A 15501-nucleotide genomic window follows, 5' to 3' on the forward strand; every position below is an offset into this window, starting at 1 on the left:
GGGCGGTAGGGGGCGCGGAGCGCCGGCCCTCAGGCCACGTGGAGCGGGGCCTCGACCGGGAGGTCGTCGGCCGACGGGCCGGCCGCGACGGTGTAGATGCCCGGCTGCACGCGGAGGGCGCCCGCGTGGACCCAGTCGGCCGGGGCATCCGGGAGGCGGAGCGCGTCGTCCCAGACGGCGAAACGCGCAGGCGAGAACGTCAAGCTCACATCGCGACGCTCGCCGGCGGTGAGCCGCACACGCTCGTATGCCACGAGGATGCGGCGCGGCGCGGAGATCTCCGAGTCCGCAGGCGACATCGCATACAACTGCACCAGTTCCTCGGCATCCCGATCGCCGGCGTTCACCACGCGGACGGTCGCCGTGACGGTCTGCTCGCCGTCGTACGGTGAGAAGGCGGCGTGCCGGTGGGTCGGCTCCGGCGCATCCACCGTCGTGTCGTCCAGCTCGATCGACTCGTATTCGACGCGCGAGTACGTGCAGCCGTGGCCGAATCCGAACGCGTAGGGCTTCGGCTGATGCCGGTACGTGGCCTGCTGGCGCGTCGTGTCGTAGTCGAAGAGGTCGCCCGCCTGATCCGGGTGCGCCGGCCAGGACTGCGCCAGCCGGCCGCGCGGCTCGCGGTCGCCGCTGAGCACGTCGGCCAGACCGCGTCCGAGCTCCTGCCCGCCGTGACTCGACCAGACGACCGTCGGCGCGTCGTCCACTCCGTGCGGCAACACGTAGGGATAGCTGGAGATGATCGTCAACACGGTCTCCTTGTTCGCGGACCGGGCGATCCGGTAGAGCTCTGCCTGCGATTCGGGCAGGTACAGGTGCGGGCGATCCTGGGTCTCGCGTCCGGAGAGGTGCGGCTCGTTGCCGACGGCCACGAAGACCACGTCGGCGGATGCTGCGGCGCGAGCAACGGCATCCGCTCCTGACACCAGCGTGCGCACCGTGAACCGCTCGGCCTCCTCGATCGTGACTCCCTCAGCCACGAACAGGCCGGAGTCGCGCAGCACCTTCACCCATCGGCCGGTGCCCAGGTTGAGCAGCGACCACGATCCGTCCGCGTGCACGTGTTTGCGGAAGCTCTCGTGCACGACCCACTCGCCGACGTGGTCCGCCGACGCCTGCATCGGCCATGTCGCTCCGGTGAGGAAATGTCCGCTGGCGTGCGCGCGGAGGGTGAGGATGCCGTCGCCCCAGTCCGTGACGTCGAACGCCGTCGCGTCGTCGGCGACCTCGGACTCGGCAGAGACTTGGGATCCATCGGCGGTCACCGTCGCGTAGCGGCCCGTCGAGGCCGACCGCAGCGCGATCGTGTCCGCGCCGGTGACCGTCTTGACGCCGACATCCGGATAGCGGTCGGCCAGCCCTGCTGCCAGCCCGAACTCGTAGGGCGGAGTGCCCGAGTACCAGTCCATGAGCACGGCATCGGCCAGTGGTCCGACCACAGCGATGGTGGCGGGTTCCGCCAACGGGAGCACCGCGTCGTCGTTGCGCAGCACCACGACGGCGCTGCCAGCCACCTCGCGTGCCAGTTCGCGCGATGCCGACAGATCGAGGTCGTCGGCGGTGATCGATGCGTATGGGTCGGCATCCCCGTCGAACTCGCCGGTTCGCAACCGCAGCTCGAGCATGCGGAGCACGGCGGTGTCGACGTCGTCCATGGTCAGGCGTTCGGCGGCGAGCGCCTCGTTCACGTAGCCGATGGTGGGCGCGGCGTTCGCGTCGTTGTCGGTGAAGGAGTCCATGCCGCTGCGCAGCAGCGCCGTCGTCGCCGACACGTGGTCGGGCTGCTCGCGCTGAGCCGTCACCAGCAGTGTGGGGGCGCCGGCATCCGACACCACCGCGATCGACTCGTCGGACCACGAACGCGCCTCGGCGACGAGCTCGGGCTGGGTGTGCGCGGCGATTCCGTTCACTCTGTTGTACGACAGCATGATCGCTCCGGCCGCGCCGCTCTCCAGCGGCTCACGGAACGCCGGCAGTTCCTCCTCGTGCAGCGTGCGCAGCGAGAGTTCGGATGACGTGGTCGAGCGATCCGTCTCGTTGTTGTACGCGAGGAAGTGCTTGAGCGTCGGAACCGTGCGCCACACCCGCTCGTGTTCGCCGCGAAGGCCGCGCGAGTACGCGGTACCTAAGTGGGCGGTGAGCTGCGGATCCTCCGAATACCCCTCCTCGTTCCGTCCCCAGCCTGGGTGCCGCAGCGTGTTCACGACGGGTGCCCAGACGTTGAGCCCGACGGAATCGTCGGCGGCGCGCTTGGCCCGCACCTCGAGGGACGCGACCTCGCCGGTCTTCCGCAGCAGCTCGGTGTCCCAGGTCGCCGCGAGCCCGACGGCCTGCGGGAACGTGGTCGCGGTTCCGAGCCAGGCGACCCCGTGCAGCGCCTCGCATCCCGTGTGGAAGCGGCGGATGCCGAGCCTCTCGATCGCGGGCGCAGCCTGGTGCAGCATGGCGATGCGTTCCTCGCGGGTGAGCCGTTCGAGCAGGTCGCGTGCGCGCTCCGGGAGCGGCAGGTCGGTGCGGCGGAAGGCAGCTTCGCTGTCGGTCATCGTTGATCTCCTGGTGGATAGCTGGTGCTCGGGTACTCGGGTTCTGAGGTCTCGGTTCAGACGGCGACGGTGACGCTGAGCACGCCGGAACCGGATGCAGTGGCCACCGCGTCGCCGACCTGCAACGACCACGATGCCCGCGCGTTCTCGCTCGAGGCCGTGACGACGGATCCGGTGCGGCGCACATGGAAGGACGTCTCCGCCGCCCCGTCGTGACCGGGCACGACGGTGACCGCGTCGTACCCGTCAGGCAGGTCGAAGCAGCGCAGGGTCACGCCGGCAGCCCAGTCGTAGTCCGGACGGTCATCCGTCGCACCGAACGGCAGCACCGTTCCGGGACGCACGAGCAGCGGCAGCGAGTGGAAGCCGTGACGCTCACTGTGCCAGCGAAAGCCGTCGCGTGTGGATCCGTCGAGCAGTGACGTCCAGCTGCCCTCCGGCAGGTAGTACTCCACTGTGCCGTTTGCAGTGAACACGGGGGCGACGAGCAGGCTGTCGCCGAGCATGTACTGGCAGTCGGCGTCGTATCCGCCGCGATCGTCGGGGAACTCGAGCACCATCGGACGCATCATCGGCGTTCCGTCGTCCACGGCCTGCGATGCCGCGTGCGCGAGATACGGCATGAGCCGCATCTTGAGCTTGGTGAACTCGCGAGCGATGTCCACCGACTCCTCGTCGAACGCCCACGGCACGCGTACCGAGTCGGATCCGTGCAGGCGCGAGTGCGATGACAGCAGGCCGAAGGCCAGCCAGCGTTTGAAGAGACCCGGATCCGGGGTGCCCTCGAATCCGCCGATGTCGTGGCTCCAGTAGCCGAAGCCCGACATCGCCAGCGACAGGCCCCCGCGGAGGGACTCGGCCATCGAGGCGTACGAGGAGTCGGAGTCGCCGCCCCAGTGCACGGGGAACTGCTGGCATCCGGCCGTCGCCGAGCGCGCGAACACGATCGCGTCGCCCTTGCCGCGGCGCTTCTCCAGAGCGCGGAACACGGCTCCGTTGTAGAGCTTCGCGTAGTAGTTGTGCATGCGCCGCGGATCCGATCCGTCGTGCCAGACCACGTCGTCCACGGGGACCCGCTCGCCGAAGTCGGTCTTGAACGCGTCGATCCCCTGGTCCATCAGACGTTCCAGCTTGCCGATGTACCACTCGCTCGCGGCGGGGTTCGTGAAGTCGACGAGACCCATGCCCGCCTGCCAGAGATCCCACTGCCAGATGCTGCCGTCGGTGCGCTTGAGCAGGTATCCCGCCTCCGCAGCCTCGGCGAAGAGGACCGACCGCTGCGCGATGTACGGGTTGATCCAGGCCGAAATGTGCAGGCCCTTCTCGTGCAGCCGGGACAACTGGCCCTCAGGATCGGGGAAGAACCGGGCATCCCACTCGAAGTCGGTCCATTGGAACTCGCGCATCCAGAAGCAGTCGTAGTGGAAGACGCTCAACGGGATGTCGCGCTCGGCCATGCCGTCGACGAACTGGTTCACCGACTTCTCGTCGTAGCTGGCCGTGAACGACGTCGTCAGCCAGAGGCCGAACGACCACGCCGGCACCTCCGCCGGACGCCCGGTCAGCGCCGTGTACCGCCGCAGCACGTCTTTCGGCTTCGGACCGGCGATCACGTAGTAGTCGAGCGCCTCGCCGGTGACCGAAAACTGCACGCGCGAGTTGACCTCGCTGCCCACCTCGAACGAGACGTCGGCCGGATCGTCGACGAAGACCCCGTATCCGCGGCTGCTCAGATAGAACGGGATGTTCTTGTACGCCTGCTCGCTCGACGTGCCGCCGTCGGCGTTCCAGGTGTCGATGACCTGACCGTTCTTCACGAACGCGCCGAAGCGCTCGCCGAGACCGTAGATGCGCTCGCCCGGCTCCATCGAGAGCTGCTGGTGCATCCACGTGGACGGGGTCTGCGGATACGTCGCACCGCGCGTGACATGCCCGACCGAACGCGACTGCGAACTCGTGAGCACCGTCTCGCCGTGCTCGAAGTCGAACCGCCAGGCACCAGAGCGCGAGACGCGCACGCGAAGGTCTCCCGACGTGAGCACGCCCTCCTCTTCGCCGATCTCGATCGACGGGCGGAAGGATGCCTGCGCGAACTTCTCGAAGTCCGGGCCGTGGTGCACTGCCCCTGCGTGCCGCTCGGCCCGCACCTTGATGATCCCCGGCATCGGAGAGGAGAAGGTGAGGGTCAGCATCGCGAGATTCAGCGTGTCTCCGCGGCCTCTGATGGGCTTCGTCGGCGCGTAGACGGTCATCGTGCCGGCCTCGTCGTCGGCACGGATGTCGTCGACCTCGACGGCATACAGCGGGGTCAGGCCCGGCCTTGTGAGCCAGTATCCATCGGTGAATTTCACGTAGTGCGCCCTTCGATCAGCACCTGGACCGTCCGCGGCGGCAGCGCCGCGATCCGGTCGACTTCTTCATTCGTCAGGAGGTCGCTCATCGGCACGGGCAGCTGGATCCGAGCGCTCTCGTGGCCGTGGTTGATGAGAAAGAGGGCGGGTCCGCGGCGCACTGCCTCGAGCCCGTCGGGCAGCGGATTCCCTGGCAGCACGCTCGCGCCGAGGGCGTTGGTCACGCCCGCCTCGCGCAGCGCCTCCTCGAGGACTGCGGCGAGCAGGTCATCCGAGAGCACTGCGCCCAGGTACCAGGCCGTGCCGGCACCGTGGGTGTTGCGGGTGATCGCGGGATGCCCGGCATACGGCCCGCCCGCGAACCTCGCCAGCACCTCGGCGCCCTCCGTACGGAGGCGCTCGCCGATGACGGTGGCGGTGCCGCCTCCGGAGGGCGCGGCATCCCAGTCCGCCTCCATCGCCAGCGGCGTCGGCTGGTCGGGCAGACCGCCCCACTCCTCGCCGCTCACGCCCACCAGGTGGCGCAGCAGCACAGGGAAGCGGCCCTGCAGGATGTTGGTGCTCGCGTCCGCCACCCCGCTGAAGGGACCCACCACCACGAGGGTCCCTGCAGCGGTCGCGCGTGAGAGCGCGTCGGCGGAATCCGGTTCGATCACATAGCTGTGCGGTACGAGCACCACGTCGTATCCGCTCAGCTCCGAACCGGATCGCACCACCTCGGCAGCGACTCCGTGGCGCCACAGCACGCGGTACCAGCGTCTCAGCTGCTCGAGGGTCCTCAGTCGCGCGGAGGGCACGGCATCCTCCTCGCCCGCCCACCACGACGGCCAGTCGAAGAGGATGCCGACGCGCGCGGTGACGCGCCCGCCGACAACCTGTCGCATCCGCTTCAGGTCGGCGCCGAGCAGTTCCGCCCCACGGAACACGTCGGTGTCAGCACCCGCGTGCGGCAGCAGAGCTGAGTGGAAGCGCTCCGGACCGCTCCGCGCCTGACGCCACTGGAAATAACAGACGCCTTCGGCACCACGGGCGACCGCCTGGAAGGAGTTCAGGCGGGCGTCCGCCGGCGACTTCGGCACGTTGTGCTCCCGCCAGGAGACGGCGCTGATGGCCTGCTCCATGAGCAGCCAGGGACGGCCTCCACCAAGAGAGCGCATCAGGTCCTGGACGAGCGCCGTATCGCTCGGCGCATCGGGCGAGGCGGGGTCGGGGTACTGGTCGTCGGCGACCACGTCGACATCGCCGGCCCACGACCAATAGTCCACGTGATGGAAGAAGCCCATGAAGTTGGTGGTGATCGGCTGCGTCGCTCCGGCCGCGCGGATCGCGTCCCGTTGGTCGCGGTAGCAGGCCAGCAGCTGGTCGGACGAGTAGCGCTTGAAGTCCAGCTTCTGGGCCGGGTTGATCAGGTACGGCGCGGCCCGCGGCGGAACGATCTCGTCGAACGACGCGTAGCCCTGGGACCACACAGCGGTCCCCCACGCCTCGTTGAGCGCGGCGATGGATCCGTACTTCGCCCTCAGCCAGCTGCGGAACTCGCGAGCGGCCTCGTCTCCGTAGTCCACCTCGCCGTACTCGTTGCCGACGTGCCACATGCGCACCGCCGGATGCGTCGCATACCGCCCAGCCAGGTCGCGGGTGATCGCCAGGGCGTGCTCCCTGTACACAGCGGATGCCGGCGAATAGTGATTACGAGATCCAGCCGCCAGTCGCACCCCGTCCCGGTTCACGGGCAGCGTCTCCGGATGACGGATCCCCAGCCACGGCGGCGGAGAGGCCGTCGGCGTGGCGAGGTCGACGGCGATTCCGCTGCCGTGCAGGAGGTCGAGCACCTCGTCGAGCCAGCCGAACTCGCGTTTTCCCGGAACCGGTTCGATTGTCGACCACGACCAGACTCCGACCGTGACGAAGTTGACGCCGGCGCGGACCATGAGGTCGACATCCTCGGTCCAGACCTCGCGAGGCCACTGCTCCGGGTTGTAGTCGCCGCCGAAGCACAGGCCCAATTCGTCGGTCAACTGCTGGAAAGTCCCCGCTTCGGGGGGCACAGCGGCCCTCGCGGCACTGTCTGCTCCGAGCCCTCCGACCGGCAGCCGGGAGCCCGCGCGCGACGGCCGACCCGTCTCGGGGGTCTGTCCGGGCAACCCATCTGCCACGTCATCGAAGCGCTTCACCAGAGAGACCTTATAAGATGCAGACGAGTCGTGTCCACGCGGTGTCGAAACGCTCGCGTGCACTCGATCGAAACGGTGCCACGTTCTGTGGCTGAGAAAGGCAGGATCGCCTGATGGTCACGATCGCGGACGTCGCCGAAGAGGCCGGCGTCTCCATCTCGACCGTGTCGTACGTGATGAGCGGCAAGCGCACGATCTCCCCCGAGACGCGCAGGCGGGTGGAGCGGGCCATCGCGTCGCTCGGCTTCAGCCCTCATGCCGGCGCTCGCTCGCTGGCTTCCCGCTCCACGAACGTGATCGGCCTGCAGATCCCGCTGCGCAGCGGCGTCGACGTGCACGTGGTCATGGAGGTGGTGACCGGTGTCGTGGCCAAGGCGCGAACGCGCGGGTACGACATCCTGCTGCTCACCAACGACGACCCTCGGGGCATGGAGCGCGCGGCGAACGGCTCCATGGTCGACGCGCTGCTCGTCATGGACATCGAGTCGGACGACCCCCGCATCGGCGTGCTCTCGCGCCTCGAACAGCCCAGCGTGCTGATCGGTCTGCCCGAGGGGCGTCGCACGATCCCCTGCGTCGACTTCGACTTCGAAGAGGCCGGATGGCTTGCCGTCGACCGGCTCATCGCCCAGGGCCACCGCCGTCTCGCGCTGATCGGATCCCCCGCCGAGGTCATGGCGCGGCACACGTCCTACGCGGACCGCCTGGCCAGAGGATTCCTTGCCGCGTGCGCAGCCTCAGGGGTGACCGCGAGCATCCACCCGTGCCCGAGCAGCGCGGATGCGGCCGACGTCGTCGACGCGGTCGTTGCAGCGGATCCCGAGATCACCGGGTTCCTCGTGCACAACGAGGGCGCGCTGCCCCACGTCTTCGCACGGCTTGTCGAGACGGGCAAGCACTCGCCGACCGCACCGTCCATCGTCGCGCTGTGCCCAGAGGATGTCGCGCTCTCGGTCCCGGGACCGGTGGACAGCATCGCCGTTCCGGCCGAGGCGATCGGTGCCGCGGCGGCCGACGCCATCTGCGACATGATCGACGGCGGAACCCCGCCCGGGGTGAGACTCATCGCGCCGACGCTCGAGGTGCGCACGGCATCCGCTCCCGCCCCGAAGCCCGCCAAGGCCGCCAGGAGCGCTCAGGGTGCCAAGGCCACCAAGGCGACGCGCCAGGCGACGGTGTGAGCGCAGCGGCGCGCGGATGACGGCGCTAGAAGGGCAGAGAACGGCATGAGGCCGAGAGCATGAGGGTCGATCCCGACAGCAAGGTGATGAGCGGCGCGACGACGTTCGTCTCGTTCATCGTGCTCAATGTCGTCTTCATCCTCACGTGCATCCCGTTCGTCACGATCGGCATGGCGACGAGCGCGCTGTTCGAGGTGACGATCCGCTACTCGGACGACGAGGGCGGAGACCTGATCCGCGACTACTTCCGCGCACTCAAGTCGAACTGGTTGCGCGGCACGATGGTGTTCGTCTGCTTCGCCGTGCCCGCGATCATCCTGGTGTTCAGCGGGCTGTTCTGGGCGTTCAGCGGGAGCACGCTGTCCATTGCGGCGGCGATCGTCGCTCTGCTCGGCGCTCTCTACTTCTTCGCCGCATTCCTGTACGGATGCGCACTCGTCGGACGCTACGACAACGCGCTGCGCCAGACCCTCAAGAACGCCATGCTGCTGCCCGTCGCCGAGTCCTGGCGCACGTTCGTGCTCGTGATCATCCCGGCGACGGCGGTGAGCCTGTCCGCCGTGCTGCCCGCGTTCCTCATCGTGCTCGCGACCATCGGATTCTCCGTCGGCGCCTACGGCGCGGGCTTCCTGCTGCGGGCCGTCTTCAAGCGCCACACCCCGCAAGACGCTTAGAGCTCCGCTCCCTGCGGCGGCGCGGCAGTTCCCGCCGCCGAAGATGCCCGTTCCAACACCCCGTTCCTCCTCCCCGAGGGTGCCCGTTTCTCCGCTCGAGGGTGCTCGTTCCCTCGCCCGAGCGTGCCTGTTGCTCCGCTCGAGGGTGCCTGTTCCCTCGCCCCAGGCCGCCCGTACCTTCTCGCGAAAGTGCCCGTTCCTCCACGCGGGAGTGCCCGTTTCTCCGTCCCAGGGCGCCCGCTTCCTTCCCGCGAGAGTGCCTGTCTCGCCGCACGAAGTGCCCCTTTATCCGCGAGCCTGCTTCTTCCCTCGCGCGAGCGTGCGACAGGTTCGGTTGATAGAAGCAGCGCGTTTAGCTGCGAGTGTCAGCTGCGCGGAAGAAGCGGGCACCGTCGAGGGCCAGAGGGGCGCTTCCGGACGAACGAGCGCTCTCGCGCTGATAAATGGGAACTCTCGGGAGTTGAAGTGGCGCGCTCGGGGACAGAAGGGCGCACCCTCGGCCGGAGAAGCGAGCACTTTCGCGAGAAGGTACAGGCACGCTCGGGCGGAGGAACGGGCACCCTCGGGCGGAGGAACGAGCACTTTCAGGGGGCGAATGCGGCACCCTCGCGTTGGAGCGCCTTGCCGCGGAGACGCGGAAGCGGGGCCCGGAACTTCCGGACCCCGCTTCGCGGTCGCTGGTCTGCGCTGGGTGGCTCAGCCGAACTTCTTCGCGACGGCGAGACGAGCCTCGTTCTGCGCCTTCGCATGCTCCATGTCGAGCTTCAGGACCTTGGCGTAGCCGAGGCCGTTGACCGTGTCCTGCATGCCCTTGAGGATCGAGTTGAAGTCCGAGGTGCTGGTGGCCATGGCCGCCTTCCAGGACTCGTTGACGATGACGGCCTTGATCTGGTTGCGCAGCGTCTGGGTCTCGGAGTCGTCGGCGGGTGCGTTGTAGCCGGAACCGGGGGCAACGATGATCTTCTTGTTGTTGTTCAGGTAGTCCATGGTGGTGGTGGCACCGTCCATGTGCGACGACCAGTCCTTCGTCAGCTTGTTGGCGATGAGCTTCTGGTAGCTCGGCCACATCTGGTACGCGAACGAGTAGCCGGTGGCAGGATCCTTGTCCACGGCGGTCACCGTCGTCACGTTCAGCGCGGAGACGCCCTTCACGAACGTGCCGGTGCCCCAGTCGGACGGAACCTCCTTGGTCGATCCGCCGAGGAAGGCGTTCTGCCCGAAGGCGTTCAGCTCGGGCTTCTTCGACGAGTCGAGGTCCCACGTGAGGTCCTTCGGGCCGGCCGCCGAACCGGTCTGGCTGCCGTTGGCGTACACGCCGTCCGTCGAGTAGAGCCAGTCGATGAAGGCGGCGACGCGCTGCGGATCCTTGGCCTTCGTTCCGATGCCGATCGAGTAGTTGCTGCTGCCGTACACCTGCGAGCCGTAGGAGAAGATCTTCATGTCCTTCAGCGGCGCGATCTCGAACCCGATGCCCTTGTCCATGTTGTCCGAGGTGTTGTAGGCGGGCTGGGCGAGCCACGGCCAGAACGCGAACAGCACCTGTCCGGCCTGGTACTTGGCGTACATCGTCGAGTAGTTCTGGGTGGGCGAATCCGGGTCGACGAGTCCCGCCTGGGCCGCCTTGCTGAAGAACTTCAGCGAGCGCACGTAGTGCGAATCGGAGTCGACGATGCTCTCGTACGACGAGCCGTCCGCCGCCGCGAGCACGAAGCCGACCTCGTCGAAGCCGTAGTAGCAGGCGGGCTGCTTGGCGTTGTTCATCATGTTGCCGTCCCAGTCCTTGAACAGGGACAGCCCGTAGACCGGCTTGCCGTTGGATGCCTTGGGCTGCGCCTTCTGCATCTCGGTGAGTACGGGGATGAGGTCTTCCAGAGTGTCGACCTTCGGGTAGCCGGCCTGGCCGTACAGGTCCCAGCGCAGATACGGACCGAACGTCGGCTCTGTGCTCTCCGACGACTGCGTCGGCTTGAGCTTGGACACGGAGGTCGGGAACGCGAAAGTGCCCTTCTGACCGTCGTTCGCCTTCTTGACGGCCGTGTCGTATCCGGCGGCGTTCTTCATGTTCTTGTAGTAGCTGGACGCATTCAGCAGCAGCCCGCCCTTGAGCGCCTCCGTCAGGTGCTGGTACGACCCGAGGACGACGAGGTCACCGAGGTCACCGGCTGCCGAGCGCGTGTTGAACAGGGTCTCGCCGCCACCGGCCACGTTCGGCGCGATCATGTTGAGCTTCATGTTGAACTTGTCCTGGACGAGCTTCGCGAACCATCCGGTCTGGATGCCCTGGTAATTCGCGAGGTCGTCGAAGACGTCGATCGTGATCTGCTTCTTCCACGTGGAAGGGAACGCTCCGGTGGAGCCGCCCTCCGCCGAGGAGCTGCCGTCGATCAGAGAGCATGACGACAAGGTCATCGTGGCGACCGCCCCGATGCCTGCCAATGCAAGAAACTCTCTACGCTTCATTGCTGTATTCCTTTCTTGGTGCGCTGCGGTCCGTCAACCCTTGACGGCGCCGAACAAATGCCCTTCATGAAGAAGTGCTGGAACAGGGATGGATGACGATGGTCGACGGTGCAATGGCTACGGTGAAAGGCGGCCTCAACGCCTTCGACATCACGCCCGATGACTCGTGGATCGCCGACATCGGCTCCCGCGATGAACCGAAAGCCCGCCAGTCCCGTTGCCCGACGTTCGCCGACTTTCTCGGCGACGTCGGCGAACGCCGCGCCACTGCATCGCGGTGCCGTTTCCTCAACGGCGCCTAGCCGAACTTCTTGACGATCGCTTTCTGGGCTGCCGCCTGCGCCTTCGCATTGGCGAGGTCGACCTTGTAGACCTTGTCGTAGCCGAGGCCGTTGGCCGTGGTTTGCATGTCTTTGAGCAGCGCGTTGAATTCGGCTTCGCTGGTGGACATCGCCATCTTCCAGGAGTTGGAGACGATGACCGTTCCCAGTTGACCGCGCAACGTGGAGATCTCCGAGCTGTCGGTCGGCGCAATGTAGCCGGAGCCGGGAGCGACGACCAATTCGCCCTTCTTCTGCAGGTATGCCATCGTCGTCTTCTGTCCGGCCATCTTGGCCGACCAGTCCTTGGTGAGCGGGTTCTCGACGAGTGCCTGGTAGCTCGGCCAGACCATGTACGTGAACGGCTGGCCCGTTGCCGGGTCCTTGTCGACGAGGTCCACCGTGACGACGTTGATCGGAGATACGCCCTTCGAGAAGGTGCCGCCGCCATACGACGCGGACACCGTGTCGGTTCCGCCGTCGAGAAGAGTCTTCTGACCGAAAGGGTTCAGATCCGGCTTTCCGGAAGAGTTCGTCCAGGTCATGCCCTCGGGACCGGGAGTGGCGAGAACTCCGCCGGAATTCGCGTAGACGCCCTCCGGCGAGTACAGCCAGTCGATGAAAGCCGCGACACGCTGCGGATCCTTGGCTTTGGCTCCGATCGCGAACGACGTGCTGCCTCCGTACGGCTGAACACCCGCGGAGTACACCTTCATGTTTTTGAGCGGCGCCATCTGGAAGCCCTTGCCCGCCTTCATGTTCGCATCGGTGTTGTACGCCGAACCGCCGAGCCAGGGCCACCAGGAGAACAGGACCTCGCCGTTCTGGAACTTGGTGAAGAGCGCCGAATAGTTCTGCGTCGGGGAGTCGGGATCGACAAGACCCATTCGGCTGGCCTTCGCGTACAGACGCAACGACTGCACGTAATATCCGTCCGAGTCCAGCACGCTCTGGTAGTCGCTTCCATCCGCTGCCGCGAAGACGAGCCCGGCCTGCGTGTATCCGTAGTAGCCCTGAAATTGCGTCGCGTTCTGCATGACGAAGCTGTCCCAGTCCTTGAAGAAGGAGAACGCGTACACCGGTTTCCCGTTGGGGGCCTTCGGCTGAAGGTGCTGCATCTTCTGGAGCACGTCGAGCAGGTCGTCGAGGTTGTTGATCTCCGGATAGCCGAGTTGGGCGTACAGATCCCAGCGCAGGAACGGGGCGCTCAGCGGGTCGGTCGCCTCCGACGAGACCGTCGGCTTGAGGCTCGACACGGTGGTCGGGAACCCGAAGGTTCCCTTCTGCCCCTTGTTGACGTTCTTGACCGCGGCGTCGTATTTCTGAACATTGCCCATGTTCTTGTAGTACGGGGATGCGTCGAGAAGGAGTCCGCCCTTCAGCGCCTGCGGGAGGTGCGCCGACGACCCCAGGAGCACGAGATCGCCGAGGTCCCCTGCCGCAGAACGCGTGTTGAACAGTGTGTCGCCGCCGCCGGCCACGTTCGGCGCGATCATGTTCAGCTTCATGTTGAACTTGTCCTTGACGAGCTTCGCGAACCACCCCGTCGCGATGCCCTGGTAGTTCGCCAGGTCATCGAACACGTCGATCGTGATCTCGTCTTTCCACGACGAGGGAAAGGCCCCTGAAGACCCGGCCGAGGCTGAGGAACTGCCGTCGATGAGAGAGCATGACGACAACGTCATCGTCGCGACCGCCCCGATTCCCGCAAGGGCAAGGAACTCTCTACGCTTCATTGCATATTTCCTTTCTTGGTGCGTTGCAGCAGTCGTCAACCCTTGACGGCGCCGAGCATGATGCCCTTCACGAAGAAGCGCTGGAACAGGGGATAGATGAAGATGATCGGCAGTACGACGACCACCGCGACCGTCATCTGAATCGATGTCGGCGTCTGCGAGGTCGCGGAGCTCGCGATGGCGCTGAGGTTGCCGCCCGCCGCGTTCTGGGCTGCCGTCGCCAGGCTGTTCGCCTGGTTGATGAACATGTAGAGCAGGTACTGAAGGGTGTACAGGCTCTGATCGGTGATGTAGATCAGCGTGTCTTGGAACATGTTCCACTGCGCCACGGCGGAGAAGATGGCGACGGTGGCGAGGATCGGCGTCATGTTGGGCAGGTAGACGCGGAAGAAGACCTGAAGGATGTTCGCCCCGTCCATCTCGGCCGCCTCCTGCATCGAGCGCGGCATCGACTCGACGAACGTCTTGACCAGGATGATGTTGAACGGCTGCACGAGGAACGGGATCACGTAGACCCAGAAGTTGTTCGTCAGCCCGAGCCCCTTGATGATGAGGAACACCGGGATGAGGCCCGCGCTGAAGTACATCGTGATGACGGTGAACCGGTACCAGAACGCGCGGCCCCACATGCGCTCCTGCGTGAACATGAATCCGAGGAACGCTGAGGCGAGCACCGTGCCGACGGTGCCGAGCACGGTTCGGGCGACGCTGACGGCGGTGGCGAGCGTCAGGCCCTGCAGCTGGAACACCTGGGCATAGTTCGAGAGGTGGAATCCGACGGGGAAGAACCGCACGTCGCCCAGGGCGGAGATGTCGTTCGCGCTGATCGAGTTGATGATCAGGTAGTAGAAGGGGTACGCGCAGATCAATGCGAAGAGCGCGAACACCGCGTAGTTGATGACGCTGAAGGTCTTCTCGCCCGCCGTGCGCTTGAGGTGGACCGGACGCTCCGACTTCGCTCGGTGAGGGCGCGCGTCGGTGTGTGGGGCGGCATCCGTTGCGATGGCCATGTCGTGCTCCTAGATGATCGACGTGCCGCGCACACGCTTGGCGATGAGGTTGACGGTGATGAGCAGAATCACGGAGATGACGCTCTTGAGCATGCCGATGGCCGTGGCCAGCGACAGGTTGTTGCCCGTCAGGCCGACCATGTAGACGTAGAGGTCGAGCACCTGGATGTGCTGCATGTTGAACGCGTTGTGGAACACGTAGTACTGGTCCATGCCGTTGTTCAGCAGGTTGGCCACCGACAGCATGAGGAGCACGACGTACGTCGGCATGAGCTGCGGGATCGTGATGTAGCGCATGAGCTGGAAGCGTCCTGCGCCGTCGATCTTCGCCGACTCGTAGAGCGCCGGATCGATGCCCGTGATGGCCGCGAGATAGATGATCGCGCCCCAACCGAGGCCCTTCCACAGGCTCCAGAGCAGCATGGTCAGCCACACATGCGAGTCGGAGTCGAGGAATTTGATCGGCGTCGTGATGAGGCCAGAGTCCGTGAGCACGCTGTTGACCAGGCCGGAGCTGGAGAACATCGAGAAGGCGATCATGTAGACGAGCACCCACGAGATGAAGTTCGGCAGCGTGGTCAACGTCTGCACGACGTTGCGGAACCACCCGGACTTCACCTCGTTGAGGAAGACGGCGAAGACGATCGGGAGGAACGAGGTGGCGATCCCGAGGAAGCTCATCGCCAGGGTGTTGATGAGCACTTGGCCGATCTGCGCCATCTGCGTCGGCGAGCTGACCAGCATCTGGAACCACTGCAGCCCGACGAATTGACTGCCCTTGAGGCCGAGAGCCGGCTGGTAGTCGTAGAGCGAGAAGATCCAGCCGTACAGCGGCAGGTAGGAGAACACGAACACCAGCACCACGAAGGGCACGATGCACAGGAACATCGTGAACGACTTCTTGCTCCTGCTCCGCGACGGGTCGCGGCGGCGCTTGCGGCGCGAGGTGATGACGCGCTCCGATGACGCGACTTCCTGGAGAACCGCTTGCGTGGTCACAGCGCCGGGGCCTTCGCCTCGGCGGTGACCGCGCAGCAGCCGACAGATGCCAT

The 15501-nt window shown here is 66.2% G+C and carries 10 protein-coding genes; 3 read left to right on the forward strand and 7 right to left on the reverse strand.

Annotated elements, in window-relative coordinates:
- Positions 1 to 29: 29 nt before the first annotated feature.
- From HII28_RS18475 to HII28_RS18485, 3 genes are read right to left on the reverse strand one after another with little or no spacing between them, the layout of a single operon-like run.
- On the reverse strand, positions 30 to 2543 hold the full coding sequence (locus HII28_RS18475; protein WP_170027337.1) for a glycoside hydrolase family 3 C-terminal domain-containing protein: 2514 nt from the start codon (positions 2541 to 2543) through the stop codon (positions 30 to 32).
- Positions 2544 to 2599: 56 nt separating this feature from the next.
- The gene (gene yicI / locus HII28_RS18480; protein ID WP_170027338.1) at positions 2600 to 4894 is read right to left on the reverse strand and encodes an alpha-xylosidase; all 2295 of its coding nucleotides are present in this window, start codon (positions 4892 to 4894) and stop codon (positions 2600 to 2602) included.
- Complete coding sequence (locus tag HII28_RS18485; RefSeq protein ID WP_240978392.1) at positions 4891 to 6912, reverse strand: beta-galactosidase; 2022 nt, start codon at positions 6910 to 6912, stop codon at positions 4891 to 4893. The genes yicI and HII28_RS18485 overlap by 4 nt, the downstream gene beginning before the upstream one ends.
- Before the next feature lie 266 nt (positions 6913 to 7178).
- Between HII28_RS18485 and HII28_RS18490 the strand changes: the two genes are divergently transcribed.
- Together HII28_RS18490 and HII28_RS18495 are read left to right on the forward strand one after the other, a co-directional pair.
- Positions 7179 to 8249 (forward strand): LacI family DNA-binding transcriptional regulator, encoded by a 1071-nt coding sequence (locus HII28_RS18490; RefSeq protein WP_346769421.1) that lies wholly within the window; start codon positions 7179 to 7181, stop codon positions 8247 to 8249.
- Positions 8250 to 8308: 59 nt separating this feature from the next.
- Positions 8309 to 8923, forward strand: a complete 615-nt coding sequence (locus HII28_RS18495; RefSeq protein ID WP_170027340.1) for a YesL family protein — start codon at positions 8309 to 8311, stop codon at positions 8921 to 8923.
- A 696-nt stretch (positions 8924 to 9619) separates the two neighbouring features.
- On the opposite strand, the gene HII28_RS18500 is transcribed toward HII28_RS18495, so the two are convergent.
- A complete protein-coding gene (locus HII28_RS18500; RefSeq protein WP_170027341.1) occupies positions 9620 to 11383 on the reverse strand; it encodes an ABC transporter substrate-binding protein in 1764 nt (587 codons plus the stop codon).
- Positions 11384 to 11475: 92 nt separating this feature from the next.
- Between HII28_RS18500 and HII28_RS18505 the strand changes: the two genes are divergently transcribed.
- Positions 11476 to 11685 carry a hypothetical protein gene (locus HII28_RS18505; RefSeq protein ID WP_170027342.1) on the forward strand — a complete coding sequence of 70 codons (210 nt, stop codon included), beginning with the start codon at positions 11476 to 11478 and terminating at the stop codon, positions 11683 to 11685.
- Here HII28_RS18505 and HII28_RS18510 read toward each other — a convergent pair.
- The 3 genes from HII28_RS18510 to HII28_RS18520 are packed head-to-tail and all read right to left on the reverse strand — an operon-like array spanning position 11682 to position 15448.
- Positions 11682 to 13439 (reverse strand): extracellular solute-binding protein, encoded by a 1758-nt coding sequence (locus HII28_RS18510; RefSeq protein WP_170027343.1) that lies wholly within the window; start codon positions 13437 to 13439, stop codon positions 11682 to 11684. The two genes, HII28_RS18505 and HII28_RS18510, sit on opposite strands and share 4 nt — an antisense overlap.
- A 35-nt stretch (positions 13440 to 13474) precedes the next feature.
- Positions 13475 to 14449, reverse strand: coding sequence for a carbohydrate ABC transporter permease (locus HII28_RS18515; protein WP_170027344.1), 975 nt, complete (start codon positions 14447 to 14449; stop codon positions 13475 to 13477).
- A 9-nt stretch (positions 14450 to 14458) separates the two neighbouring features.
- A complete protein-coding gene (locus HII28_RS18520) occupies positions 14459 to 15448 on the reverse strand; it encodes an ABC transporter permease subunit (RefSeq protein ID WP_346769410.1) in 990 nt (329 codons plus the stop codon).
- Positions 15449 to 15501: the final 53 nt, after the last annotated feature.

Origin of the sequence: Planctomonas sp. JC2975, from assembly GCF_012985205.1 — a bacterium.
Lineage (GTDB): Bacteria > Actinomycetota > Actinomycetes > Actinomycetales > Microbacteriaceae > Humibacter.

Coding starts and splice junctions, on each gene's coding strand:
- HII28_RS18475 (WP_170027337.1), bottom strand. CDS start 2,543: ATGACCGACAGCGAAGCTGCCTTCCGCCGCACCGACCTGCCGCTCCCG.
- HII28_RS18495 (WP_170027340.1), top strand. CDS start 8,309: ATGAGGGTCGATCCCGACAGCAAGGTGATGAGCGGCGCGACGACGTTC.
- HII28_RS18500 (WP_170027341.1), bottom strand. CDS start 11,383: ATGAAGCGTAGAGAGTTTCTTGCATTGGCAGGCATCGGGGCGGTCGCC.
- HII28_RS18505 (WP_170027342.1), top strand. CDS start 11,476: ATGACGATGGTCGACGGTGCAATGGCTACGGTGAAAGGCGGCCTCAAC.
- HII28_RS18510 (WP_170027343.1), bottom strand. CDS start 13,439: ATGAAGCGTAGAGAGTTCCTTGCCCTTGCGGGAATCGGGGCGGTCGCG.
- HII28_RS18515 (WP_170027344.1), bottom strand. CDS start 14,449: ATGGCCATCGCAACGGATGCCGCCCCACACACCGACGCGCGCCCTCAC.